26 protein-coding genes are annotated in these 23,183 nt (G+C 44.5%); 15 read left to right on the top strand and 11 right to left on the bottom strand.

Annotated features, from left to right (window positions below; translation table 11 throughout):
• Positions 1-4 precede the first annotated feature (4 nt).
• Genes BFN00_RS02415 through BFN00_RS02405 form a run of 3 tightly spaced genes read right to left on the bottom strand, consistent with a single transcriptional unit; the run spans position 5 to position 3,620 of the window.
• Positions 5-799, bottom strand: coding sequence for an enoyl-CoA hydratase/isomerase family protein (locus BFN00_RS02415; protein ID WP_071850351.1), 795 nt, complete (start codon positions 797-799; stop codon positions 5-7).
• An 11-nt stretch (positions 800-810) separates the two neighbouring features.
• Entirely contained in the window at positions 811-2,412 is a 1,602-nt protein-coding gene (locus BFN00_RS02410; RefSeq protein WP_071850350.1) for a carboxyl transferase domain-containing protein, read from the bottom strand.
• A 35-nt stretch (positions 2,413-2,447) separates the two neighbouring features.
• Positions 2,448-3,620: an isovaleryl-CoA dehydrogenase gene (locus tag BFN00_RS02405; protein ID WP_004646592.1), complete on the bottom strand. Its 1,173-nt coding sequence runs from the start codon at positions 3,618-3,620 to the stop codon at positions 2,448-2,450.
• Between the two features lie 148 nt (positions 3,621-3,768).
• Between BFN00_RS02405 and BFN00_RS02400 the strand changes: the two genes are divergently transcribed.
• The 5 genes from BFN00_RS02400 (at position 3,769) to BFN00_RS02380 (ending at position 8,887) form a co-directional block, all read left to right on the top strand.
• Positions 3,769-4,404 carry a TetR/AcrR family transcriptional regulator gene (locus BFN00_RS02400; RefSeq protein WP_071850349.1) on the top strand — a complete coding sequence of 212 codons (636 nt, stop codon included), beginning with the start codon at positions 3,769-3,771 and terminating at the stop codon, positions 4,402-4,404.
• A 98-nt stretch (positions 4,405-4,502) separates the two neighbouring features.
• Entirely contained in the window at positions 4,503-6,191 is a 1,689-nt protein-coding gene (locus BFN00_RS02395; protein WP_071850348.1) for an AMP-binding protein, read from the top strand.
• A 308-nt stretch (positions 6,192-6,499) separates the two neighbouring features.
• Positions 6,500-7,168: a class I SAM-dependent methyltransferase gene (locus tag BFN00_RS02390; RefSeq protein ID WP_071850347.1), complete on the top strand. Its 669-nt coding sequence runs from the start codon at positions 6,500-6,502 to the stop codon at positions 7,166-7,168.
• Positions 7,169-7,230: 62 nt separating this feature from the next.
• Entirely contained in the window at positions 7,231-8,028 is a 798-nt protein-coding gene (locus tag BFN00_RS02385) for a thioesterase family protein (protein ID WP_071850346.1), read from the top strand.
• 82 nt (positions 8,029-8,110) lie between these two features.
• Positions 8,111-8,887 carry a Rossmann-like and DUF2520 domain-containing protein gene (locus tag BFN00_RS02380; protein ID WP_071850373.1) on the top strand — a complete coding sequence of 259 codons (777 nt, stop codon included), beginning with the start codon at positions 8,111-8,113 and terminating at the stop codon, positions 8,885-8,887.
• 225 nt (positions 8,888-9,112) lie between these two features.
• Here BFN00_RS02380 and trmB read toward each other — a convergent pair whose 3' ends face one another.
• Both trmB and BFN00_RS02370 read right to left on the bottom strand, forming a co-directional pair.
• Positions 9,113-9,829, bottom strand: a complete 717-nt coding sequence (gene trmB, locus BFN00_RS02375) for a tRNA (guanosine(46)-N7)-methyltransferase TrmB (protein WP_004280110.1) — start codon at positions 9,827-9,829, stop codon at positions 9,113-9,115.
• Positions 9,830-9,980: 151 nt separating this feature from the next.
• Positions 9,981-11,426: a SulP family inorganic anion transporter gene (locus tag BFN00_RS02370; RefSeq protein ID WP_071850345.1), complete on the bottom strand. Its 1,446-nt coding sequence runs from the start codon at positions 11,424-11,426 to the stop codon at positions 9,981-9,983.
• A 217-nt stretch (positions 11,427-11,643) separates the two neighbouring features.
• On the opposite strand from BFN00_RS02370, the gene BFN00_RS02365 reads away from it, so the two are divergent.
• The gene (locus tag BFN00_RS02365; protein ID WP_004729975.1) at positions 11,644-12,255 is read left to right on the top strand and encodes a glutathione binding-like protein; all 612 of its coding nucleotides are present in this window, start codon (positions 11,644-11,646) and stop codon (positions 12,253-12,255) included.
• 54 nt (positions 12,256-12,309) lie between these two features.
• Here BFN00_RS02365 and BFN00_RS02360 read toward each other — a convergent pair whose 3' ends face one another.
• The 5 genes from BFN00_RS02360 to BFN00_RS02340 all read right to left on the bottom strand — a co-directional run bounded on the left by BFN00_RS02360 (position 12,310) and on the right by BFN00_RS02340 (position 15,064).
• The gene (locus BFN00_RS02360) at positions 12,310-13,092 is read right to left on the bottom strand and encodes a thiazole synthase (protein WP_005107305.1); all 783 of its coding nucleotides are present in this window, start codon (positions 13,090-13,092) and stop codon (positions 12,310-12,312) included.
• A gap of 14 nt (positions 13,093-13,106) precedes the next feature.
• The gene (thiS, locus tag BFN00_RS02355) at positions 13,107-13,304 is read right to left on the bottom strand and encodes a sulfur carrier protein ThiS (RefSeq protein ID WP_071850344.1); all 198 of its coding nucleotides are present in this window, start codon (positions 13,302-13,304) and stop codon (positions 13,107-13,109) included.
• A 35-nt stretch (positions 13,305-13,339) separates the two neighbouring features.
• Positions 13,340-13,705, bottom strand: a complete 366-nt coding sequence (locus BFN00_RS02350) for a DUF423 domain-containing protein (RefSeq protein ID WP_044112682.1) — start codon at positions 13,703-13,705, stop codon at positions 13,340-13,342.
• A gap of 119 nt (positions 13,706-13,824) precedes the next feature.
• The gene (rpoH, locus tag BFN00_RS02345) at positions 13,825-14,694 is read right to left on the bottom strand and encodes an RNA polymerase sigma factor RpoH (RefSeq protein ID WP_004280101.1); all 870 of its coding nucleotides are present in this window, start codon (positions 14,692-14,694) and stop codon (positions 13,825-13,827) included.
• 136 nt (positions 14,695-14,830) lie between these two features.
• Positions 14,831-15,064 (bottom strand): sulfurtransferase TusA family protein, encoded by a 234-nt coding sequence (locus BFN00_RS02340; RefSeq protein ID WP_071850343.1) that lies wholly within the window; start codon positions 15,062-15,064, stop codon positions 14,831-14,833.
• Between the two features lie 382 nt (positions 15,065-15,446).
• Between BFN00_RS02340 and BFN00_RS02335 the strand changes: the two genes are divergently transcribed.
• Together BFN00_RS02335 and rhlB are read left to right on the top strand one after the other, a co-directional pair.
• Positions 15,447-15,662, top strand: coding sequence for a cold-shock protein (locus BFN00_RS02335; RefSeq protein WP_004280099.1), 216 nt, complete (start codon positions 15,447-15,449; stop codon positions 15,660-15,662).
• 101 nt (positions 15,663-15,763) lie between these two features.
• Positions 15,764-16,915 carry an ATP-dependent RNA helicase RhlB gene (gene rhlB / locus BFN00_RS02330; RefSeq protein WP_004646602.1) on the top strand — a complete coding sequence of 384 codons (1,152 nt, stop codon included), beginning with the start codon at positions 15,764-15,766 and terminating at the stop codon, positions 16,913-16,915.
• A 58-nt stretch (positions 16,916-16,973) separates the two neighbouring features.
• On the opposite strand, the gene BFN00_RS02325 is transcribed toward rhlB, so the two are convergent.
• The gene (locus BFN00_RS02325) at positions 16,974-17,354 is read right to left on the bottom strand and encodes a hypothetical protein (protein WP_004646604.1); all 381 of its coding nucleotides are present in this window, start codon (positions 17,352-17,354) and stop codon (positions 16,974-16,976) included.
• A gap of 259 nt (positions 17,355-17,613) precedes the next feature.
• Between BFN00_RS02325 and BFN00_RS02320 the strand changes: the two genes are divergently transcribed.
• The 7 genes from BFN00_RS02320 to BFN00_RS02290 all read left to right on the top strand — a co-directional run bounded on the left by BFN00_RS02320 (position 17,614) and on the right by BFN00_RS02290 (position 23,162).
• Positions 17,614-18,195, top strand: a complete 582-nt coding sequence (locus BFN00_RS02320) for a nitroreductase family protein (protein ID WP_044112675.1) — start codon at positions 17,614-17,616, stop codon at positions 18,193-18,195.
• 33 nt (positions 18,196-18,228) lie between these two features.
• Entirely contained in the window at positions 18,229-19,302 is a 1,074-nt protein-coding gene (locus BFN00_RS02315) for an NAD(P)H-dependent glycerol-3-phosphate dehydrogenase (protein ID WP_071850342.1), read from the top strand.
• Positions 19,303-19,378: 76 nt separating this feature from the next.
• Positions 19,379-19,834 carry a phosphoglycerate mutase family protein gene (locus BFN00_RS02310; RefSeq protein ID WP_005107300.1) on the top strand — a complete coding sequence of 152 codons (456 nt, stop codon included), beginning with the start codon at positions 19,379-19,381 and terminating at the stop codon, positions 19,832-19,834.
• 30 nt (positions 19,835-19,864) lie between these two features.
• Positions 19,865-21,004, top strand: coding sequence for a type II secretion system protein GspL (gspL, locus tag BFN00_RS02305; protein WP_071850341.1), 1,140 nt, complete (start codon positions 19,865-19,867; stop codon positions 21,002-21,004).
• Positions 21,004-21,483: a type II secretion system protein M gene (locus tag BFN00_RS02300; protein WP_004280088.1), complete on the top strand. Its 480-nt coding sequence runs from the start codon at positions 21,004-21,006 to the stop codon at positions 21,481-21,483. The genes gspL and BFN00_RS02300 overlap by 1 nt, the downstream gene beginning before the upstream one ends.
• Before the next feature lie 90 nt (positions 21,484-21,573).
• Positions 21,574-22,575, top strand: coding sequence for a quinone-dependent dihydroorotate dehydrogenase (locus BFN00_RS02295; RefSeq protein WP_004646608.1), 1,002 nt, complete (start codon positions 21,574-21,576; stop codon positions 22,573-22,575).
• Positions 22,576-22,580: 5 nt separating this feature from the next.
• A complete protein-coding gene (locus BFN00_RS02290) occupies positions 22,581-23,162 on the top strand; it encodes a CvpA family protein (RefSeq protein ID WP_004646609.1) in 582 nt (193 codons plus the stop codon).
• Positions 23,163-23,183: the final 21 nt, after the last annotated feature.

Raw genomic sequence — 23,183 nt, 5'->3', positions numbered from 1 at the left:
GTTGTTATGCCGTGGTCTTGATCCAGGCCGGGCTTTGTTTGTTCAAAAATGCATTCAGTCCATTTTTCGCCTCATCTCCCTGGCGAATATGGGCAATATGCTGTGCTGTTTTAAGCAGTAAATCTTCGGTCAAAACCTGTTGGTCAACCAGTTGGATCAACTGTTTCGATGCGCTCTGTGCAGCAGGACCACCCAGTAAAAGTGCTTCCACAATTTCATCAATTTTGCTGTCGAGCTGTTCTGGTGTAGTAACTTCATGCGCAAGACCAATGCTTTTGGCCTGTTCAGCAGTAATCCGCTCGGCGGTCAGGAAATAACGTGAGGCCTGACGGGCACCAATCGCACGAATCACATAAGGGCTGATGGTCGAAGGTGCCAGACCTAAGCGAACCTCGGAAGTGGCAAACTTGGCATCTGTACTGGCCACACAAATATCACAGGCTGAGGCCAGCCCCATGCCGCCACCAAAGGCAATGCCGTGTACCCGGGCAATGGTTGGCTGTTTTAAGGTCGCCAGACTTTGCAGCATTTTTGCCAGTTTGAGAGCATCCGCTTCGTTGTCTGCCTGTGATGCCTGACCTGCCTGTTTCATCCAGTTCAGATCCGCGCCAGCAGAGAAACTCTTGCCTCGGCCTGCCAAAATCACCACACGCACATCATCATGGTCATTTAAAGACCGGAAACAGGCATGCAGTTCTTCAATCACCTGGGTATTAAAAGCATTGTGCAGTTCAGCACGGTTAATCCAAACCGTTGCCACCTGATTCTGCTGTTCGAGCTGTAAAAATTGATATGTCATTTTGTCACCTCTTACATGCGGAACACGCCGAATTTGGTTGGCTGGATGGGCGCATTCAGGGCTGCAGCCAGACTCAAGGCTAGTACTTCACGCGATTGTGCTGGATCAATCACACCATCATCCCATAAACGCGAAGACGCATAATAAGGATGGCCTTGGCGTTCGTACTGGTCACGAATCGGCTGTTTAAACTGGTCTTCTTCTTCAGCTGACCAAGTTCCGCCTTTTTGCTCAATCTGGTCACGTTTTAAGGTCGACAAGACGCTGGAGGCCTGTTCACCGCCCATCACTGAAATACGCGAGTTTGGCCAGGTCCACATAAAGCGTGGCGAGTAAGCGCGTCCACACATACCATAGTTGCCTGCACCAAAAGAACCGCCAATCACTAGAGTCAGTTTCGGTACATTGGCATTGGCGACGGCCATCACCAGCTTGGCACCATTTTTGGCAATGCCTTCATTTTCATACTGGCGGCCGACCATAAAGCCGGTAATGTTTTGCAGGAAAATTAGTGGAATATTGCGCTGGGTACACAGCTCAATAAAATGTGCGCCTTTTTGGGCTGACTCGGAAAATAGAATGCCATTATTGGCAATAATCCCGACCGGCATGCCATAGAGCTTGGCAAAACCGGTCACCAGGGTAGTGCCGAAACGTGCCTTGAACTCGTCAAAACGTGAGCCATCGACAATACGCGCTATCACTTCACGGATATCAAAAGGCTTGCGCGCGTCACTCGGCACAATGCCGTACAGTTCCGAACTGTCAAACAGCGGCGCTTCGATTTCATCTGCGGTCTTGTTTGGCTTTTTATTCAGGTTGGCCACGATGTTGCGGGCAATCGCAAGTGCATGTTCATCGTTTTCAGCCAGATGATCAGCCACGCCAGACAAACGGGTATGCACATCACCACCACCGAGATCCTCACTGGACACCACTTCACCAGTAGCTGCCTTAACTAGAGGAGGGCCGCCTAGGAAAATGGTGCCCTGATTGCGGACAATAATGGTTTCATCTGACATGGCAGGCACATAAGCACCGCCTGCAGTACAGCTGCCCATCACCACTGCAATTTGGGCGATACCTTGGCTCGACATACGTGCCTGATTGTAGAAAATACGGCCGAAGTGATCGCGGTCTGGAAATACTTCATCCTGTAAAGGCAAATATGCACCGCCTGAATCCACCAGATAAATACAAGTCAGATGGTTCTGTTCGGCAATTTCCTGGGCACGTAAATGCTTTTTCACTGTTAATGGATAATAAGTACCGCCTTTCACCGTAGCATCATTGGCGATGATCATGCAGGTCACACCGTTGACCTGACCAACACCAGCGACCACACCTGCGGCAGGAACATCATCCTGATACACCTGATAGGCAGCCAGCTGACCAATTTCCAGAAAAGCGGTTCCTGGATCGATCAGGTGATTAATCCGTTCACGGGGGAGTAATTTGCCACGGTCCAGATGTTTTTGACGGGCAGTTTCGCCACCACCCAAAGCAATTTTTTCAACTTTCTGTTTTAGGTCATCCACCAGTTGCCGCATGGCAGTCTGGTTGGTTTTAAACTCTTCACTACGTATATTGATTTTGCTCGATAACTGATTCATGACCAACATCCTTGTTTTATTCTAAGTGTTAAGGTTTAGGCTGTTTCGTTGAAAAGTTCACGGCCAATCAGCATGCGGCGGATTTCTGAAGTACCGGCGCCAATTTCATACAGTTTGGCATCACGCCATAAACGGCCGGCAGCAAATTCGTTGATATAACCGTTACCACCTAAAGTCTGAATGGTTTCTCCTGCCATCCAGGTCGCTTTTTCAGCAGCATATAAAATGGCACTGGCAGCATCTTTACGCAGGCTACGGCTATGCTCAGCTTTGTCACATTCAGCACCGACCGCATAAACCAGTGCCTTACAGGCTAGCCAGGTCGAATACATGTCGGCAATTTTGCCTTGCATTAACTGGAATTCGCCCAGCGCCTGACCAAACTGTTTACGGTCATGAATATATGGAATCACGGTATCCATACAGGCATCCATAATCCCCAGTGGGCCAGCACTCAATACAGCACGCTCATAGTCCAGACCACTCATCAAGACCTTGGTGCCATTACCGACGCCGCCCATGACGTTTTCTTTGGGTACTTCGACATTGTCAAAAAACAGCGGATAAGTGTTTGAACCGCGCATACCCAGTTTGTCCAAATGTGTGCCATGACTGAAACCTGGCATATTTTTTTCAACCAGAAAGGCGGTCATGCCTTTGGCGCCGGCCTGCAAATCGGTTTTGGCATAAACCACCAGGACATCAGCATCGCCACCATTGGTGATCCACATTTTTGAACCATTCAACAGGTAGTGATCGCCTTTGTCTTCTGCTTTCAGTTTCATGCTCACCACATCCGAGCCTGCATTCGGTTCAGACATTGCCAAGGCACCGACATATTCACCTGAAATCAGTTTAGGCAGATAACGCTGTTTCTGTTCTTCAGTACCATTTCGCTTAATTTGGTTTACACATAGGTTAGAATGTGCGCCATAGGACAGCCCAATGGATGCAGAAGCACGGGAAATTTCCTGCATGGCAATGATGTGCGCCAGATAACCAAAATTTGAACCGCCATATTCCTCACTGACTGTCAGCCCGAGCAGGCCCATCTCGCCAAATTTTTTCCAAAGGTGAGCAGGGAACTCGTTGTCACGGTCAACCTGTTGAGCAATCGGGGTAATTTCTTTGGCGCAAAATGCGGCCACTGAATCACGAAGCGCTATTAGAGTTTCATCCAAACCGAAATCCAAGCTTTGTAAATTCATTCTTCATCCATCCTGAGGTTATATTTGTTGTGTCCAAAAAAGCATTGTTGTTGTGCTTGTGGTTTTAACATACAACGAAAAAATAAAAAAGTGAATCTATATTCACAAAATGATTTACAATTCATTTTATCTTGTTGAGATTAATTTTATGAGTTATAAAAGATCATCATTGATGCAGGAACGAATGGAACAAAATCGCCTGTCGATTTTGGAATCTGCTCGTGAACTGATTATTCAAGGGGGCTTGAAGGAGGCATCGATTCAGGCGATTGCAGAACGCGCAGGCGTTTCTACAGGGCTGGTCTATCGATATTTCGAAAGCAAAAGCCAGATTTTAATTGAGGTTTTGTCGGCCGCGATTCAGCATGAAGTCGGAATTCTGAACCATATTGCCGAGTCAGATTTATCGCCAAAACTGAAATTGCAAAAATCTGTTACAACTTTTGTCAAGCGTGCCATGAATAGCCCCCAATTGGCGTATTCACTGATGTTCGAACCGGTTGATCCGGAAATGGAACATGAGCGTTTTCGCAGTAAGCAGCTGCTTAAGCAGAGCATTAAGGAAATTCTGGCCGAAGGCAAGGTCAATGGAAAATTCGAATTTGAAGATTTGAATACGGCAGCATTAGGTGTGGTTGGTGCCATGACCTTTGTCGTGATTGAACCTTTAAATCCGTCCCGAAATGTCATGTTTGATCAGAAGTATAAGGATCACTTTGTCAAACAGATTGCCGATTTTTGTGTCAACGCAGTACGTGGGCAGGAGGAAAATTTACAAGCATAAACACACAAAAAACCGGTACACAGACAAGGTCGTCGTGGTCATAAAACAATTAGTAAAGTTGAAAATCAGAATTACAAAGAATCAAGGAGATCGATTCAATGACACAAGTACGGTTAAGCTATGCCTATGGAACCAGCAGTCAGCCTTTGTTGGGCATGACGATTGGTGAAAAATTTGATCAGGCTTGCGAGCAGTATGCAGAACGTGATGCGGTAGTGAGTTTGCATCAGAACATACGCCTCAGTTACCGGCAGCTACAGGATCAGGTCAATGCCTTTGCCTGTCAGCTGCTGAAACTAGGTATGCAAAAAGGTGACCGTCTGGCAATCTGGTCGCCGAACTGTGTGGAATGGACCATTACCCAGTTTGCGGCCTTCAAGGCAGGCATTATTCTAGTGAACCTGAATCCGGCCTATAAAAGCAATGAGCTTGAATATGTGCTAAACAAGGTCTCCTGTAAGGGACTGGTGATTGCAGCGCAGTTTAAGACGACGGACTATCAGGAAATTCTGACTAAAATTGCACCTGAGCTGATGCAGACTGAAAGTAAATTCCTCAATGCAGAGCGCTTGCCGCATTTAAAGCATGTGATTGAAATTGATGATCAGCAGCATACCGGTATCCACCGTTTTCAGGATTTACTAAGCTCGCCAAGCGCCCAAGAGCTGGAACAACTGCAACAGATCTCCAGTGAATTGCAGTTCGATGAAACGATTAATATCCAGTTTACTTCGGGCACTACGGGCAATCCGAAAGGCACCATGCTGACCCATAATAATATTTTAAATAACGGGTACTTTGTCGGTGAAGCGATTCATTTAGGTCCAGAAGACAGCGTCTGTATTTCAGTTCCTTTATTTCACTGCTTTGGTATGGTGATGGGTAATCTGGCCTGTATTACGCATGGTTCTGCCATGATCTATCCATCAGCTGTATTTAATCCGCTAGAAACCCTGAAAGCCATCCAGCAGGAAAAATGTACCGCGGCTTATGGCGTACCAACTATGTTTATTGCGGTGCTGGAACATGAGCAGTTTGATGAATTTGACCTATCCAGCTTGCGTACCGGGATTATGGCGGGTAGTCCATGCCCGCAGGAAATTATGCAGCGCGTGATTGAACGTATGCATATGTCTGAAATCACGATTTGTTATGGCATGACTGAAACCGCACCCGTCAGTGCACAAAGCTCAACGGCAGACAGTGTCGAGCAACGTGTCAGTACGGTTGGCCGGGTACATCCGCATCTGGAAGTTAAAATTGTCGATGAAAATGGCAAGGTGGTTCCACGCGGCCAATTGGGTGAGCTGTGTGTACGTGGTTATTCAGTGATGCTCGGTTATTGGGAAGATCAGGATAAAACCCAGGAAGTGATTGATGCGGCGCGCTGGATGCATACCGGTGATATCGCTGAAATGGATGATGAAGGCTTTGTCAAAATCAAGGGCCGAATCAAGGACGTGGTGATTCGTGGAGGGGAAAACCTGTTCCCGAAAGAAATTGAAGATTTCCTTTATACCCATCCGGCTGTTTCAGATGTACAGGTGATTGGGGTGCCAGACCATAAATATGGTGAGGAACTTTGTGCCTGCATCATCCTGCATGAAAATGATCCTTGTACTGAAGAAACCATCCGTCAGTATTGTAAGGAGCATATTTCTCACAATAAAGTGCCGCGCTATGTGCGTTTCTTCCAGGAATTTCCAATGACGGCTTCAGGGAAGGCGCAGAAGTTCAAATTGCGTGAATTTATGCGTGAAGAGCTGAACTTGAAAGAGATTGCTTAAACTTTATTTTTTACGTTAGAACTAATCCTAAAGCTAACAATTAATAGCAACTCATCAGAGAGCCCGGCGACATGGATGTCGCCGTTTCACTGTATGGCAGGGATGCCATATCAGTGAAACAAAAGGGTTTGGTTACTTTGCCCCGTCAAAGTAACGAGAAACCTGCGCAATGGACGTTCAATATATCTAGCAGTTTGAGGTTGTACATTTAGCAAGATTCTAAAATGTCTGTAAATGAATTTACTGATCACGACGGTCTGGTAATAGAAATACATGAATGTACTGAACATCTAAAATCAGAGTAAAATATGGCAAAAAACTTTCACAGTGAAGTCGTGGTCGCCAGTTATGACGATCATATCCGTAAACTGATTCCCGGTTATGAACTGGTGCATCAGCAGATTGAAGCAATTCTCAGCACTGAACTCCCAGAAACCGCACATATATTAATAGTGGGTTGCGGAACAGGTTATGAATTGTCGTATTTATTAGAGCAACATCCAGACTGGACCTTTACTGCAATTGATCCATCAGCAGCCATGCTGAAACAGGCTAGTAAAAATCTGAATTCTATAGATCGACAAAGGGTGCAATTCATCCAAAGCACGATTCAAGATTTGAATCAGCCGGATACTTTCGATGCCGCATTGGCCATTCTGGTGGCTCATTTCATTCCAAATTCCGAAAAAAACGGATTTTTTCAGGCTATCCATCAGTGTCTTAAAACCAACGGTCTTGCATTGACCTATGACCTGATGCAACCCGAAGATCAGCAAAACATCAAAATTATGCAGAAACTAGCGCAACAGACAGGATTGAGCCTAGCGCAAAGTGAAAAAATGATTGAACGCTTGGAGCAGGATTTTCACTTGTTATCTGCACAAAATTTTACAGCACTTTTAACCAAAGTCGGATTTAAACATTGCAAGATTTATTGTCAAATCATGAATTATTATGGCTTTTTGATACGAAAATAAAGATCAAAGAACTTTTTGCAAATTCTAAAGTTTAAGAGAATATTCAGGGAAGTATTAAAACAATGTCGGCATATTACAGTTTTATTCAGCGCGAACAGCATGCAGATGGCAGTACCACGGCCTGTTATAGTTCTAATATTCATGCACAAGGTGCATGGAATCCGCATGAGCAGCATATGGCGCCAGCCACCGGTATTCTGTGTGTCGAACTGGAACAGTTTCAGCCACGTGCTGACATGCGTATTGGTCGGGTCGGGCTGGATATTTTTGGCCTGATAGCCTTTGGTGAATTTTCAATTACTACGCGCATGATCCGTCCAGGTAAAACCATCGAACTGGTTGAGGCTGAAATGTGTGCCAATGGCAAAACCTGCATTGTGGCACGTGCCTGGAGAATGCTAACTTCAGATACCAAGGCCATTGCTGGAGTGGAAGACTTTCCGATTGAAAGTCCAGAATATTTACCTGTTTGGGAGGGTATGCGTTGCTGGCCGGGTGGTTATATCCAGAGTATTGAAACTCGGGCACATGCCGACCATCGTGCAGGCAAGGGGATTGTCTGGCTGAGAAATTCGCTGGACATGGTGGAAGGACAGCTCACTACAGATTTTAGTCGTTTGCTCGGTATGGTTGATACGGCCAATGGCATCGTGCCACGTCAAGACCCGAATTCTGGTTGGGGATTTCCGAATCTGGACCTGCAGATTCATATGCACCGTCTGCCGCAGGGTAAATGGCTGGGACTGGAAGTGGTACAGCAATATGGTGAAGATGGTATCGGTTTAACCAGCGGAATCCTGCATGATGTTCATGGACCTTTTGGTCGAAGTGAACAGATTCTGACCCTGCGAAAGTTCTAAAGTCTATTCGAAACATCAAGGCTAATTGCCTCAATCTTTATTTATTGGCATGCTGTGCGTAATTTATCAGGAAGAACAGCAGATGCGGATCAGTATGATTGGGGCAGGGCGAGTGGCATATCATCTTGCCCTGGTATTGTCAGCACAACATGAGATCGTACAGATCTACAGTCGAACCCTAGAAAAAGCACAGCAACTGGCTGAGCAATTCAACGCTCAGGCAATCGCTCAGCCTGAACAGCTGGATCATGAGGTGGATCTGGTCATTATCGCGGTCAGTGATCAGTCGATTGTCAGCGTCATTGAAAAGATTCATCCGTATCTGCAGCAGAATCTGATCGTACATACCTCTGGCAGCACTCATCTCGATTTACTGAAAAATGTGCATGCGCGTGCAGGCGTATTTTATCCTTTACAGACCTTTAGTCTGGAACGCCAGATTAATTGGCAGCAGACGCCAGTGTTTATTGAAGCGGTGAATGAACAGGACCAAATCCTGTTATTAGAATTGGCAAATAGCCTAAGCAATCGTGTTTATACTTATAGTTCTAGTCAACGTCTCAGTTTGCATCTTGCAGCGGTATTTGCCTGTAACTTTGCCAATTATTGCTATGACATGGCCAAGCAGGTAGTGGATGCACAACAGGTCGATTTCAGTTTGCTGTATCCCTTAATACTGGAAACCGCCAATAAAGCCACTCAGAATGATCCTAAACAAATGCAGACCGGTCCAGCGATGCGTGGTGATCAGAATATTTTACATATGCATCAGCAGATGTTGGCCAATATGCAGCGGGAAGATTTGCAAAATGTCTATCAGTTGTTGAGCCAGCAAATCCTAGAACGTCATCGAAAATAAAAGAGCCGGATTTTTTAGTCTAAAATAAAATACTCAATTCTTTTTCCTCTTTAATTTTGGTGAAAAATGAAAAGAAAAAATAATAAAAAATGGAAATAGTATAAAGATGAAAATCTATTTTTCTTCTTAAGTGTTATTTCGGGTGCATTTGTCTTTATATAAGTGGATTGCAAAATTTTTCCCATAAAAAAGCGCTGATTAATCAGCGCTTTTTTGAATCTTGGATTAAGAAATTTTCTTGAAGATAAAATCATTAATCTTGTGGCCGGCTTCAATGCCGCGACGTTCAAACTTGGTTTGTGGACGCCATTCCGGACGAGGATAGCTATTGCCTTTGCCCGCCAGATTTTCCAGACGTGGACGTTCTTCCAATACTTCTATCATCCATTCCGCATACGGTTCCCAGTCCGTTGCAGCATGGAAAGTTCCGCCAAGCTCCAGCTTTTGCTCCACCAGCGGCATACGGTCATGCGAAACAAAGCGGCGTTTAAAATGACGTTTTTTCTGCCATGGATCAGGGAAGTATAACTGAACTGCATTAATACTATTGTCTGGCATTTCACGTAATACCTGAATTGCATCAGCATCCAGCACACGTAAGTTCGTTAGGCCTTCAATACCTGCTTCATACACGCACTGCGCAATTCCAGGTACATGGACTTCAATTCCGACAAAGTTACGTTCAGGATTAGCTTTGGCCATCAATACCAGTGAACGGCCCATACCAAAACCAATTTCTACAGTCAAAGGACGTTCAGGATGTTCAAAGTGCTGACGCAAATCACCGACTGGATATTCCAAAATTAAGTGACCATATTGTTCAAGCGCAGTACGTTGAGAGGTATTCAGCGGCATTGAGCGGCGCATAAACGTCACGATTTCACGGTGCTCGCTTAAGTTTTCCAGCTCCACGACTTGCTGGTCTAATTGATCGTTCGACATAACTTTGGCAAATCTAAAAATTCAGAATGCGGTATTTTAAGTCCTGAGCCGAGCAAGTCAAACTTTTCTCGGTATTTCTCCATAAAAATCGGCAAGATCTTCCAGATAAAATAAAAGAGCCAATTGAGGCTCTTTTATTAATCATCGTTCATCAGCTACTAAAACGGTCGATCAATCTACTGCTGGCTTCATTCAAACCATTCACCCTTACATCTATCCCTTGGGCTTTAAACTTCTGAATCACGTTATTCAGCATATTGACCGAAGTCACGTCCCAAATATGCGCATGGGTCAGATCCAGTTCGACATGCTCAAGCTTCTCTTTAAAATCAAAGAACTGATAGAACTTCTCTGAACTGCTAAAGAATATCTGTCCAGAAATAAAGTAGCTGCGTGAATGAGCCGAATTCAAATGCGTATAGACATGTACGGTTCTTTCCAGTTTATTAATAAAGAACAGGGCAGAGAGCAATACGCCGACAAATACACCAAGCGCCAGATTATGAGTGGCAAGCACGACAATAATCACGGCAATCATCACGGTATTAAATTCTAGCGGATGTTTGCTGAATTGCTTGATTGCTCCCCATTGAAAGGTGGTAAATGCCACCATAATCATGATCGCAACCAGAGCTGCCATTGGGATATAAGCCAGCCAGTCTTTCAAAAAAACCACGAGACACAGCAGAAACACGCCAGCGACCAGAGTCGATAAACGGGTACGTGCCCCTGAAGACACATTGATAATTGACTGGCCGATCATGGCACAACCGGCCATCCCGCCCATAAAGCCGCTGACAATATTGGCCATACCCTGACCACGACATTCCTGATGACGGTCACCTTCAGTTCCGGTCACTTCATCAATGACTGTAGTGGTCATCATGCTTTCCAGCAAACCGACAGTCGCCAAGGTAAAGGAATAAGGCAGGATAATTTGCAAGGTTTCCAGATTGAGTGGAATTTCTGGAATCAGGAATACTGGCAAAGTATCCGGGAATTGTCCAAGATCGCTCACGGTACGCATATCTGCACTTAACAACAGCGCCAACCCGCTTAATACGATAATACAGATTAAAGGTGAGGGAATGGCTTTGCCAATTTTCGGGATATACGGAAACAGATAAATAATTGCCAGACCAATCGCAATAAACAGATAACCGGTGCTATCCATCCGGTTAATTTCCGGGATTTGTGCCACAAATATCAGGATCGCCAAGGCATTCAAAAATCCGTATACCACCGCCTGCGATACAAAACGCATTAATTTAGCGACTTTAAAATACCCCGCAATGACCTGAATGATACCGGTCAGAATTGTGGCAGCCAGCAGATATTGCAGACCATGTTCTTTTACCAAGGTAATCATCAAAAGCGCCATTGCGCCTGTAGCAGCAGAGATCATGGCGGGACGTCCGCCAAAAAAGGTAATGGATACTGCAATGCAGAAAGAAGCATATAAACCGACTTGCGGATCGACGCCGGCAATGGCAGAGAAGGCAATTGATTCAGGAATCAGGGCAAGTCCCACCACCAGACCTGCCAGTACATCTGTGCGGATATTAGAAAACCATTCTTCTTTTTTCAGGCTAATCACGAAATATCATCTATATTTTGAAAACCTGTGTATGTTAAACAGATAGAGATAAAAATCTACACAAGATTGACTTGCAAAAGCCCGGAATATCCTGAATATTGAATGAGTAACTGCCCCAAAATGACAGTTACGCTTTTTTGCAATTTACAGGTTTGATCACTTGAAAGTTTGTCAGAAGCGATTTAAAACATTGAGAAGTGTATAACAAGGATCAGAAATGAAGCTTTACTATTCGCCAGGTGCCTGCTCACTGGCAGCACATATTATTTTAAATGAAATTAATGTCGATTTTGATTTGGAACGTGTTGATTTAAAAACACATAAAACAGAAAAAGGTACGGATTATTACGAAGTTAATCCTAAAGGCTATGTACCAGCGTTAGAAATTAACCCTGGTCTGATCCTGACAGAAAATGTTGCAATTCTACCGTTTCTTGCTCAACACGATCCAAAACAAGATTTGATTCCACCATCGGGCATGGGACGTGCCAAAGTGCTGGAATGGTTAGGTTATCTGAACTCTGAACTACATGATGCCTATGCGGTGTTCTTCGGTGGCAAGTTATCCGACGATGAAAAGAAAAAAGCCTATGCGGAGATTGATCGTCTATTGAGTTATATCGATAAAGCTATCGGTGAATCGGACAATGATTATCTGGTGGATGATAACTTTGGCCCTGCGGATGCTTATCTGTTTGTCTTGACCAACTGGTCGAACCAGATTGAGCATGATCTGAGTCCATATAAAAATATTATTCATATCCGTAATAAGGTAGCAGAACGTCAGTCTGTACAGATTGCCATGCGTGATGAAGGTCTGATTCCTTAATTACTGGAAAAAATAAAGGACTCAATTGAGTCCTTTATTTTTGTTCATGAAAATTTATTTAAAGAAATAGCCGGTTTCCGGTGAGCTGGCATTGGCCATACGCTTGCGCGGCATACGGCCTGCAAGAAAAGCTTCTCGGCCTGCTTCAACGGCTTTTTTCATCGCAGATGCCATCAAGACCGGATTTTGCGCTGCCGCAATCGCTGTATTCATGAGTACGCCGTCACAGCCCAGTTCCATCGCAATCGCAGCATCACTGGCTGTACCGACACCGGCATCGACCAGAACCGGGACTTTGGCATTTTCCTTGATGATTGACAGGGTATGTGGATTCAGAATGCCCAGACCAGAACCAATCAGGCTACCCAATGGCATAATCGCAACACAGCCCATGCTTTCCAGCTCTTGCGCCACGATCGGATCATCCGAGGTATAAACCATGATCTCAAAGCCATCGTCAATCAAGGTGCGCGCAGCTTTCAGTGTTTCGGTTACGTTTGGATAAAGTGTCTTTTCATCACCCAAAACTTCAAGTTTGACCAGATTGTGGCCATCGAGCAACTCACGCGCCAGCATACAGGTGCGGACGGCACTATTGGCATCGAAGCAACCTGCGGTATTCGGCAAAATGGTATATTTTTCCGGAGGAATGACTGACAGCAGGTTCGGCTGGTCAGGATCTTGGCCAATATTGACACGGCGAATAGCGACAGTGACAATCTCTGCACCACTGGTTTCAATGGCCTGCTGAGTTTCATTTAAATCTTTGTATTTGCCCGTGCCTACCAAAAGGCGTGAATGGAATTGGCGTGAACCAATCTGTAATAAATCTTGCATAATTGTCCCGAGTATTAGCCGCCACCGACCGCGTGAATAATTTCTATTTTGTCTGTATCGCAAATTGGCGTATCGCCCAATCTGCTTTTAGGAATAATCATTTCGTTGACTTCAACTGCAAAACGCTTACCCTCAAGCGCCATACTCTGAATCAGTTCCAGCAGATTCTTGCAGTGAGTTTCGTGTTGTTCGCCATTGATGTAAATCATCATTCTAGCAACCCTCCATGATTAAGTGTTGTTCAGACTTATCTGGCGTATTTTAAAGCATTCCAGGCCAGAATTAACCATCCGGCAATCATTAAAGCGCCGCCAATAGGTGTAATCACCCCTAAACCGCGGGGTAATCCTAAGGCCATGATATACAGTGAGCCAGAAAACAGTAAAATACCAACCTGAATCAGTCCGAAGCTCCACTGAATCGGTAGTGCAGGAATGACTTTCGCGAGCAGAGAAAGAATCAGTAGTCCTAAGGCATGATAGAAAAAATAATCTGTTGCCGTTTGCCACCAGCCGAGCTGTGCTTCAGTTGCTCGCGCTTTTAAACCATGTGCACCAAAAGCACCGAGCATAACTGCAAATGCCAAATTAAGTGCTGAAATCGCAATCCACATTTGAATTGATCTTCCTGATAAAGTTTGCGCTCAACCTTAGCATAAATTCAAAATGCGGACATAAAAAAGCCTTCCTGAAGGAAGACTTTTTAAAAATAAATCAATAACAGAATTTGGTGTTAATTGGATGACATTGCTACTTTAATTTTTTCCATGGCATTTTTTTCCAGCTGACGAATACGTTCCGCAGAAACATTATATTCGGCTGCAAGCTCGTGCAGGGTCGATTTCTCGTCGTCTAACCAACGGCGTTGCAGAATATTCCGTGAACGATCATCTAGCTGATCCATGGCTTCGTGCAGGGCAGAGGTGCTTTGCTCCTCATAGTCTTCATTTTCAATCAGACGGGCCGGGTCATAACGGTTATCTTCAAGATATAAAGCGGGTGCCACATGGGTGGAACCTTCATCATCGTCATCGCTTGATGCATCAAAAGCCGCATCATACGCCGTCAGACGGCCTTCCATTTCCAGTACTTGTTCTGGTGTGACATTTAAATCATTGGCAATAGACTGTGCTTCTGCGAGCGTCAACTTTTTCGATGATTTCTTCAGGCTGCGCAGATTAAAGAACAGTTTACGTTGCGCTTTAGTGGTGGCGATTTTCACAATACGCCAGTTACGGATCACATATTCGTGAATTTCCGCCTTGATCCAGTGCACGGCAAATGACACCAGACGTACGCCCATATTCGGGTCAAAACGTTTTACAGCTTTCATCAGGCCCAGGTTGCCTTCCTGAATCAGGTCGCCTTGTGGCAAACCATAACCTGCATAACTACGCGCAATATGTACTACAAAACGCAAATGCGACATGACCAGCATTTTCGCTGCATCTAAATCTTGGTCATAATAATAGCGTTCAGCCAACTCTTTTTCTTGTTCGGCCGTTAAAATCGGAATCTGATTGACAGTGCTGATATAAGCACCGAGGTTGACACCTGGCGCCGATAATGACAGGGGCATTAACTGATTGCGGCTGTCACTCATGTGTTCTCCTTGAAGTGCGGGATAACCCTAAACTAGGTTTTATCTTAATCCAATCTCTCCGCAAATAATGGATATTTGGGTAGAGAAATGTAAAAAAGTATACGAAAGTGAAGATCAACAGTTTAATTGAAAATTTTTAAGATTCAATTAAGTAGTGAAACTCTGTATCAGAAATTTTTTTAAATTCAAGCTTGAGCTGATGCAGCTGACAATAGCGGCTGACATCTGTCTGGCTATGCGGATCAGATGATGTCAGCAGGAATGTTTTCTGATTTCCGGCCTTTAGTGCGCGCTTTAACATTAATAGCGGCATCGGGCACGGTTTTCCCATAGCGTCTATAAGGCTGAATTGCGCTGGATATTCGGACATTGCGGTTTTATTTAGATAGCAGAAAAGGCTATAAATAGTAGCAAATATGATGCCAGAACCAAACTGGTTTCAGAAAAAGAAGATCTAAATGACTTTATAAAGTCTTTTGACAATTTTCATGAAAAAAATAACTAAATCAAACAGAACATGCTAAAAAAAATCTATTAATTGTGATAAACCCATGTTAAGCTCGTTGCGTATTTGGGACTTTGAATAAACAAAGTGATTGTTTTTCACCCTATTACATAAATGGATGTAACCGGGATTTTGTTGATAGTTTTACAGAATGATTACAAGCTTAAAAATAATATTTTCAAACTTGTTTGCTCTGCTGTTTGCAACACCGGGTGGTCCTTCTTTTAGTTTCAATGAGGATTAACTTATGACAGCTGCTCGCGAACAAGGCGTAGTTAAGTGGTTTAACGATACTAAAGGCTTCGGCTTTATTCAACGTAATGGCGGCGATGACGTATTCGTTCATTTCCGTGCTATCCAAGGTGACGGTCACCGTTCACTTCGTGACGGCCAACGTGTTGAATTCAGTGTTGTTAAAGGCCAAAAAGGCTTTCAAGCTGAAGAAGTTCAACCATTAGACTAATCTTCGGATTAAGCTAAAAAGAAAACGCTCCAATATAACTTGGGGCGTTTTTTGTTTATACTATCCCTATCTTAGTGATTACCCAATTAGAGCACCGCTTTATGTCATCTGGTTTTGAAACCTTAAATTTACATCCCAATCTAAAAAAAGCGATTGATGCTTTAGGCTTTACCACCATGACGCCTATCCAGCAGAAGGTTTTGAAATTCACGCTGGCAGGACATGATGCAATTGGCCGTGCACAGACTGGTACAGGTAAAACTGCGGCCTTTTTAATTAGTATCATGAACGATCTGTTAAATAATCCGATTCAGGAACAACGTTATCGTGGTGAGCCGCGCGCGCTGATTCTGGCACCGACCCGTGAACTGGCATTGCAAATTGAAAGCGATGCACAGCACCTGGCGAAATATGCGGGTTTGCATGTGGTGACCTTGCTGGGTGGTGTGGATTTTGACAAGCAAAAGAACCAGCTTAATAAAGCGCCTGTCGATATTATGGTGGCTACACCAGGTCGTCTGATTGATTTTGTAGAACAAAAAGAAGTCTGGCTAGATCAGATTGAATTTTTAGTCATTGATGAAGCAGACCGTCTACTGGATATGGGTTTCATTCCATCGGTTAAACGGATTGTACGTTTCTCGCCGCGTAAAGAGCAGCGTCAGACTTTAATGTTCTCTGCAACATTTAGCTATGATGTGTTGAATCTTGCGCAGCAATGGCTGTTTGAACCGGTTACGGTTGAAATTGAGCCAGAAAAGAAAACCAATGCTGATGTCGAGCAACGGGTTTATATGGTGGCAAAATCAGATAAATATAAATTGTTGCAAGAAATTCTGCGTGATGAGCCGATTGAGAAAGTCATGATTTTTGCTAACCGTCGGGATCAGGTACGCAAACTTTATGATCATTTAAAACGGGATGGTTATAAGGTGGTGATGTTGTCTGGTGAAATCGCGCAAGATAAACGCACGAAAATGTTAGATCAATTTAAAAATGGTCAGCATAATATTATGATTGCGACGGATGTGGCAGGACGTGGTATTCATGTAGATAACGTATCCCATGTGGTGAACTTTACCTTGCCAGAACAGTCAGATGATTATGTACATCGTATTGGTCGTACAGGCCGTGCCGGTGCGCAAGGTGTAAGTATCAGTTTCTTGTCCGAAGATGATGCGTTCTATCTTCCGGAAATTGAAAAAGCCATTGGGCAAAAATTGCCTTTGACCCGCCTGGAAGGTTATTGTTAATCCAGATCATAGAAAAACCGCTCTTGAAGAGCGGTTTTTTATTGCGCTATGGTTTGGCTTATTTGGCCTGACAGCGGAATGTAAGCACCGTCTGATAGTCGTCATTCTGGTTTAAACCAGTATTGGTACCTGCGATATTGCCAAGGACAGTAGCTGCTGCCTGAATCATCTGACCTGTTTGTTCATCGACCACGCCTTTTAAAGCGCCGTTATAAGCTGTCTTTTCATCTACAATAATTGGGGTTGATCGAGAGCCACAGGCTTTATTGGCCGCAGTAATCGCGTTGTTTTTCGAAGTCAGTTGATTTTTACCTAATCCGGTCACTTCATACTGGTTATTTTCCTTTTGCACTGCCAATGCAGTCGGGTTTGAGGCACAGGCAGTAAGCAGTAATGCGGAAATAGCTAATCCGCTGAAAGCGATTGTTTTTTTCATCATGAAATCTCAAGTAAATACGATGCTGAATATTTCAACACAGCAAGCAGCGCAGATTTTGTAGCTGTTGTATAGGTTTGGCAATTTTTGGTATAGCTCTATGTGAGTTAGGTGAAAAATAGAGCAGCACAGGATTGAAAAACCAAGCAACTTTATCTTCAAATTGTGATGAGCGTGCTGAATCGCTATGAAGTTTCTAGCGTATTTTTCTTTGAATATGTTAATCTTGAGTATGGTTTTTTAAGTGTAGATATACAAGGCAATGACGGAATCTGCGATTGACATCGTTCATCAAAATATTCACCAACGGCAATCGATTGGTCATCTGCTGGCACCCGCACCCAATGCAGAACAACTGGAAAGAGCCTTTCAAGCGGCATTAACTGCACCCGATCATCATCGGCTCAAGCCGACCACATTTGTGGTGGTTCCAGATAATCAGCGTGAAGCTTTTGGAGGGTTGCTGTCGCAGGCGCTCGTCGATTTGGGTGAAACTGAAACAGCGCAGATTGAGCGGGTCAAGAATCATCCATTTCGTGCGCCTTTATTGGTGCTTGCCTTAACGCGTTTGCAGGATCATCCTAAAGTTCCGCATTTTGAACAAATCCTTAGTTCAGGCGCAGCCATTCAGAATTTTCTGTTGTCACTTCAGGTTCAGGGTTTCTCGACCATGTGGCGTAGCGGTGCTGTAGTCGAGTCTGGCCTGTTTAAGCAGGCATTGGGAATTTCAAAAGATGATCTGGTCTCAGGTATTATTTATATTGGCACTGCAGCAAAAGCAATTCCAGCACGCGCAGAGATTCAAACCGGTGATTTTGTCAGTTATTGGAACCAGAACAGCTAGTTTGCAGGGTATAACAGGATATTAAAAAATAAGATGTCAGAATTAAATTTCTCAAAACTGGTAGAACCGGTTGCAGTTGATCATAAGACAGCTTTAAGAGTCACGGTATTGGGTGGGGGCAGCTTCGGTACTGCAATGGCCAATACTGCAGTGCGTAATGGTTGCAATACCATGATCTGGATTCGTGATGAAGCAGTTGCGGCAGATATTAATGTCACGCATATCAATAAACGCTATTTGCCAGATTTTAAGTTAGAAGAAAATCTGCTAGCGGTGTCAGATCTGGAACAGGCTGTGCGTGATCGCGATATTATTTTAGTCGCTATTCCGAGTCATTCCTTTCGGGATGTCTTGCAGCAAATCAAACCTTTTATTACGTCGCAAGCCGTGATCTCGCTGACCAAGGGTATTGAAGCCAAAACCTTTAGTTTCATGAGCGATATTATTCGTGAAGTGTTGCCTGAAGTGCCTTATGGTGTGTTATCAGGACCGAATCTGGCCAAAGAAATTGTGGCAGGACAGCCAGCAGGAACCGTGATTGCCAGCCAGTCCGAGCTGGTGCGTTATGCCGTACAACAAGCCTTACATAGTGCCTTGTTCCGCGTATTCGCCAGTGATGATGTGCATGGGGTAGAACTTGGGGGCGCATTAAAAAATATTTATGCTGTCGCGATGGGTATGGCCGCTGCGTATAACGTGGGTGAAAATACCAAGAGTATGATCCTGACTCGTGCCTTGGCTGAAATGAGCCGTTTTGCAGTAAAACTCGGTGCCAATCCGCTGACCTTTCTTGGGCTTTCAGGTGTGGGTGATTTGTTCGCAACCTGTAGCAGTCCGCTCAGCCGTAATTATCAGGTGGGTTATGCACTTGGCAAAGGTAAAACCTTGGAGCAGGCAACGACTGAATTGGGGCAAACGGCAGAAGGGATTAATACCATTGTGCAGGTCAAGGCACGTTCGGAAGAGCTCGATGTATATATGCCGATTACCTCGGCCTTGTATGATGTGATTTTTGAAGGTGCGCCACCACTCAATATTGCCTTGTCATTGATGAAAAACGGTCATCGAAGTGATGTTGAATTTGTCTTGCCACATCATCAAGTCTGATCTATAACACAGGGACTGTCTGCGAATTGTCATATTCGCTGCTTATCATGCAGGCAAAAGAATATAAGGAAATCAAATGCAACTGACTTTAGTTCGACATGGCGAGGCCGCGCCACCGATCAATGGTAATGACACCAAGCGACCTTTAACGGAGCGTGGTCATCAACAGGCTGAACAAACTGCGCAGTTCTTAAAGGATCTGATTAAGCCTGAAGTGTTTGTGGTCAGTCCGTTGTTGCGAGCGCAGGAAACTCTGGCACATTTGCAGCAGTATTTTAAAGATGTGCCGGTGGTGATCTGTAATACGATCAAACCGGATGATGATGCCAAAGTCGCAGTGGAATGGTTATCGCAACTGCCTTATGAGTCGATTGTAGTGGTGTGTCATATGAATGTGGTGGCCCATATGTCTTCCATTCTGCTGGCTGAATCTTTTCATCCCTATGCATTGGCAGAAGCACGTATTTATGATCAGGCGGTGATTGCCCCGGGCTTATCCACACAGATTAAAAGTTTTATTCCTACACTATAAAAAATTAATTAAAATGGCAGAACACAATTGATGTTGTATTTATGGATGCCAGAAGCCAATGGGGTTTGGCAATGGTCAACTGGGGAATTCTGGAACACTGCGGACACACTTGAGCAGCTGATTCAGGATATACAGGCTCATCATGGCGAAGAGGCGGTAGTATTTTTCCCGAGCCGTCATGTGCAAATTTTGCAGCAGACCTTGCCCAAGAGCCAATATAAGAAAATGGGCAATGATGGCATTAAATATTTGCTCGAAGAATACGTGGTGCTGCCGGTAGATGCTATGAAAGTGCTACATCATTTTCAGCAGCCGGATCAGATCAGCATTATGGGGATTGCGAATTCTACGCTTGAGACCTTGCAACATGCTTTAAGCCTGATCCCAGTCAAGCTGGCAGCTTTGTTACCGGACTTTTTGGTGCTGCCGGTTCCTGATGCCAATCAGCGTGTGATTGCGCAAATCGGTGGACGTTTGCTGGTGCGCGAGTCGGAATATATCGGCCAGTCGCTGGATGATCTAAGCCTTTATCTGGATTATCAGCCCAAGGATCTCAGCTATAAGGTGAGCAATCTGAATCAGGAGCAGTTGCGTAGTCTTGAAGCACTGGTCACTCAGGAGCAACTGGAGTCTTTCCAGTATGGAATTCCTGTACTGAAAAAACCGAAACAGCATCCGTTTAATGTCTTGCCTAAAGCAAAATCCAATGGCGCTATTTCCGGCTACTGGAAAGCCTGCGCGGCGGTTTTTCTGGGTATTTTAGTATTGCAGTTTAGTTATGATGCTGTGCGCTGGTATAAATATAAGAAAGTGGCGAATCAGACCGCCGCGCAAGCCATCGACCAGTTTAAATACTGGTTTGGACAAAATTATCCGGTCACTGAGCAGAATATCAAAAGTCAGTTTGAAGGGCAGTTGCGTCAAAGCCAGATTGCAGATACGCATGCATTGCAGCTGATTAGTCGGGTGGGGCCAGTCTTGATGCAAAATCAGATTGTGGCACAACGGGTGAATTATGATGCTTCTGTGTTAAGTATGGAGCTTAAAGCCAATTCATCAGAAACGTTAAATGCACTGACCACACAATTAAGCCAGCAAGGCTTTAAGGTGGAGCTGGGGAATATTCAGGCCAGCGGAACAGCTGCGATCGGACTGGTGAGGATTCAATAATGAAAGGCATTGAAGCGCTACAAAATCGTATGGATCAGTCTTTTGAAAAACTGAGTGATTATCTGGACAGCTTGTCGGTACGTGAACGGGTAATGGTGATTTTTACCACTGTTTTTGTGATTGTGGCGGCAGTCGGTTCTGCACTCTGGTATATGCATCAGGCGGCAGATACCCAGCAAAAACGCTTAAATCAGCTGAAAGATACCATTGTTTGGATGCAAAGTAATGCAGTAACCATGAAACCGGCTGGGGACACCCAACTGGATGCAGCGGAGAAAGTACAGCGAGTCGCACAGCAGCAAGGATTGTCGGTGGCTTCCCAGCAAATGGAAGGAAAAATTCAATTGGCGGTCATGCATGAAAATTATGCAGTACTGGCAAATTTCCTGACTCAGCTGGCACAAATGGGGCTAAGTATCGAGAAAATGGAACTAAATAATGAGGCGGGACAGATTAAATTAACGGCGACCATACAATAAACGGTAAAAATAAAGATTTGCAAAGCATGGTTTTTAAGTCAGCCTATGCCTATAATATGCCGACTTAAAAAGCAGTAGACTTTTCTGGATATGTTGTATTCTCTAGCCCGCCCTTTGTTGTTTTCTTTAGCACCAGAGCGTGCACATGAGCTGACATTATCACTATTGAAATCATCCCATAAAATGGGCTTGATGCGTCAAAACGTTGCTGCGAAACCTGTGACCTGTATGGGAATCGAATTTCCCAATCCGGTAGGTCTTGCGGCAGGTTTGGACAAAAATGGTGCCTATATTGACGCCCTTGCCGGTCAAGGTTTTGGTTTTATTGAAATTGGTACCATTACCCCGCGACCGCAAGCCGGCAATCCTCATCCGCGTTTATTCCGTTTACCACAGGCCAAAGCCATTATTAACCGTATGGGCTTTAATAATGATGGCGTGGATCAGCTGGTTGAAAATGTCAAAGCTGCCAAATTTAAAGGCATTCTCGGTATTAATATCGGTAAAAACGCTGATACTCCGGTAGAAAAAGCAGTAGATGATTACCTCATCTGTTTAGAAAAAGTCTATAATTATGCTTCTTATATTACCGTCAATATTTCTTCTCCCAATACCAAAAACCTGCGCAGCCTGCAAAGTGGTGATGCACTCACCGAACTGCTGGAAACATTGAAGAAGCGTCAGCTTGAATTGGCTCAGGAATACCAGCATTATGTACCTTTGGTACTGAAAGTGGCGCCTGATCTGGATAACAGCGATATTGCCTTTATTGCCAAACAGTTATTGCAATTCAAGATCGATGGTCTGATCGTGACCAATACCACACTGTCACGTGAAGGGGTAGAGGGTCTGGAGCATGCAGAGGAAGCGGGCGGTTTGTCTGGCGCGCCAGTATTTGAGAAAAGTACCGCATGTCTGGCTGCATTTGCTGCGGTATTAAAAGGACAAATTCCATTGATTGGTGTGGGTGGTATTCTTTCAGGTGCAGATGCTGTTGCCAAGAAACAGGCAGGCGCCAGCCTTGTACAGGTTTATAGTGGCCTCATCTATACTGGACCTAAACTTGTAAAAGATTGTGTAGACGCACTTTAAATCCTATGAATGTCATTGATATCTTTCTACTGATTATCTTGCTCATTGGAGGGCTCAACGGTTTGCGTCAAGGATTTATTAAAGCCTTTGCGAACTTAGTGGGATGGATCTTTGCCCTGATTGTTGCGGCAAAATATTCAACGCTACTTGCGCCGTCTATGGTTGCTCTGAGTACAGATCCAGTTGTACAAAAGATTGCGGCCTTCGCCTTTATCGTCCTGCTGATTGTAGTTCTGACCTGGATCGTTACTGCACTGTTGAACCGTATTTTAAAGAGTCTTAAACTGGGTCCTCTCAACCGTCTGGCTGGTGGTGTCTTTGGTAGCCTGAAAGGTTTGCTGATTGTTCTGATTACCATGCAGGGGATTGGTCCGTGGGTAGAAAGCTCGCCGCACTGGAAACAGTCCAAGTTTATTCAAGCCTTATTGCCTTATGCGCCTTGGGCGACTCAAATGTCGAAAGAAGCCGCGAATGGCGCACTACAACATATCAAGCCTGAAGGGGCATCGAAACCTTCAGCTTCATCATCTGAAACATCGTCCAAGTCTGGAGTTGCAGATGAGTCTACAAATAATCCTTTTTATTAATCCTAGCTTGTCTGCGAGGTT

The organism is Acinetobacter sp. AR2-3 (assembly GCF_001878775.1).
Classification (GTDB): domain Bacteria; phylum Pseudomonadota; class Gammaproteobacteria; order Pseudomonadales; family Moraxellaceae; genus Acinetobacter; species Acinetobacter lwoffii_D.
Note: the sequence above shows the minus strand (reverse complement) of the source record. Positions and strands in the feature narration are given on the sequence as shown.

Excerpts from the sequence above, each read along its gene's own strand:
- BFN00_RS02415 (WP_071850351.1), bottom strand. The coding sequence starts at position 799 with ATGACATATCAATTTTTACAGCTCGAACAGCAGAATCAGGTGGCAACG.
- BFN00_RS02410 (WP_071850350.1), bottom strand. The coding sequence starts at position 2,412 with ATGAATCAGTTATCGAGCAAAATCAATATACGTAGTGAAGAGTTTAAA.
- BFN00_RS02405 (WP_004646592.1), bottom strand. The coding sequence starts at position 3,620 with ATGAATTTACAAAGCTTGGATTTCGGTTTGGATGAAACTCTAATAGCG.
- BFN00_RS02400 (WP_071850349.1), top strand. The coding sequence starts at position 3,769 with ATGAGTTATAAAAGATCATCATTGATGCAGGAACGAATGGAACAAAAT.
- BFN00_RS02395 (WP_071850348.1), top strand. The coding sequence starts at position 4,503 with ATGACACAAGTACGGTTAAGCTATGCCTATGGAACCAGCAGTCAGCCT.
- BFN00_RS02390 (WP_071850347.1), top strand. The coding sequence starts at position 6,500 with ATGGCAAAAAACTTTCACAGTGAAGTCGTGGTCGCCAGTTATGACGAT.
- BFN00_RS02385 (WP_071850346.1), top strand. The coding sequence starts at position 7,231 with ATGTCGGCATATTACAGTTTTATTCAGCGCGAACAGCATGCAGATGGC.
- BFN00_RS02380 (WP_071850373.1), top strand. The coding sequence starts at position 8,111 with ATGCGGATCAGTATGATTGGGGCAGGGCGAGTGGCATATCATCTTGCC.
- trmB (WP_004280110.1), bottom strand. The coding sequence starts at position 9,829 with ATGTCGAACGATCAATTAGACCAGCAAGTCGTGGAGCTGGAAAACTTA.
- BFN00_RS02365 (WP_004729975.1), top strand. The coding sequence starts at position 11,644 with ATGAAGCTTTACTATTCGCCAGGTGCCTGCTCACTGGCAGCACATATT.
- BFN00_RS02360 (WP_005107305.1), bottom strand. The coding sequence starts at position 13,092 with ATGCAAGATTTATTACAGATTGGTTCACGCCAATTCCATTCACGCCTT.
- thiS (WP_071850344.1), bottom strand. The coding sequence starts at position 13,304 with ATGATGATTTACATCAATGGCGAACAACACGAAACTCACTGCAAGAAT.
- BFN00_RS02350 (WP_044112682.1), bottom strand. The coding sequence starts at position 13,705 with ATGTGGATTGCGATTTCAGCACTTAATTTGGCATTTGCAGTTATGCTC.
- rpoH (WP_004280101.1), bottom strand. The coding sequence starts at position 14,694 with ATGAGTGACAGCCGCAATCAGTTAATGCCCCTGTCATTATCGGCGCCA.
- BFN00_RS02340 (WP_071850343.1), bottom strand. The coding sequence starts at position 15,064 with ATGTCCGAATATCCAGCGCAATTCAGCCTTATAGACGCTATGGGAAAA.
- BFN00_RS02335 (WP_004280099.1), top strand. The coding sequence starts at position 15,447 with ATGACAGCTGCTCGCGAACAAGGCGTAGTTAAGTGGTTTAACGATACT.
- rhlB (WP_004646602.1), top strand. The coding sequence starts at position 15,764 with ATGTCATCTGGTTTTGAAACCTTAAATTTACATCCCAATCTAAAAAAA.
- BFN00_RS02325 (WP_004646604.1), bottom strand. The coding sequence starts at position 17,354 with ATGATGAAAAAAACAATCGCTTTCAGCGGATTAGCTATTTCCGCATTA.
- BFN00_RS02320 (WP_044112675.1), top strand. The coding sequence starts at position 17,614 with ATGACGGAATCTGCGATTGACATCGTTCATCAAAATATTCACCAACGG.
- BFN00_RS02315 (WP_071850342.1), top strand. The coding sequence starts at position 18,229 with ATGTCAGAATTAAATTTCTCAAAACTGGTAGAACCGGTTGCAGTTGAT.
- BFN00_RS02310 (WP_005107300.1), top strand. The coding sequence starts at position 19,379 with ATGCAACTGACTTTAGTTCGACATGGCGAGGCCGCGCCACCGATCAAT.
- gspL (WP_071850341.1), top strand. The coding sequence starts at position 19,865 with ATGTTGTATTTATGGATGCCAGAAGCCAATGGGGTTTGGCAATGGTCA.
- BFN00_RS02300 (WP_004280088.1), top strand. The coding sequence starts at position 21,004 with ATGAAAGGCATTGAAGCGCTACAAAATCGTATGGATCAGTCTTTTGAA.
- BFN00_RS02295 (WP_004646608.1), top strand. The coding sequence starts at position 21,574 with ATGTTGTATTCTCTAGCCCGCCCTTTGTTGTTTTCTTTAGCACCAGAG.
- BFN00_RS02290 (WP_004646609.1), top strand. The coding sequence starts at position 22,581 with ATGAATGTCATTGATATCTTTCTACTGATTATCTTGCTCATTGGAGGG.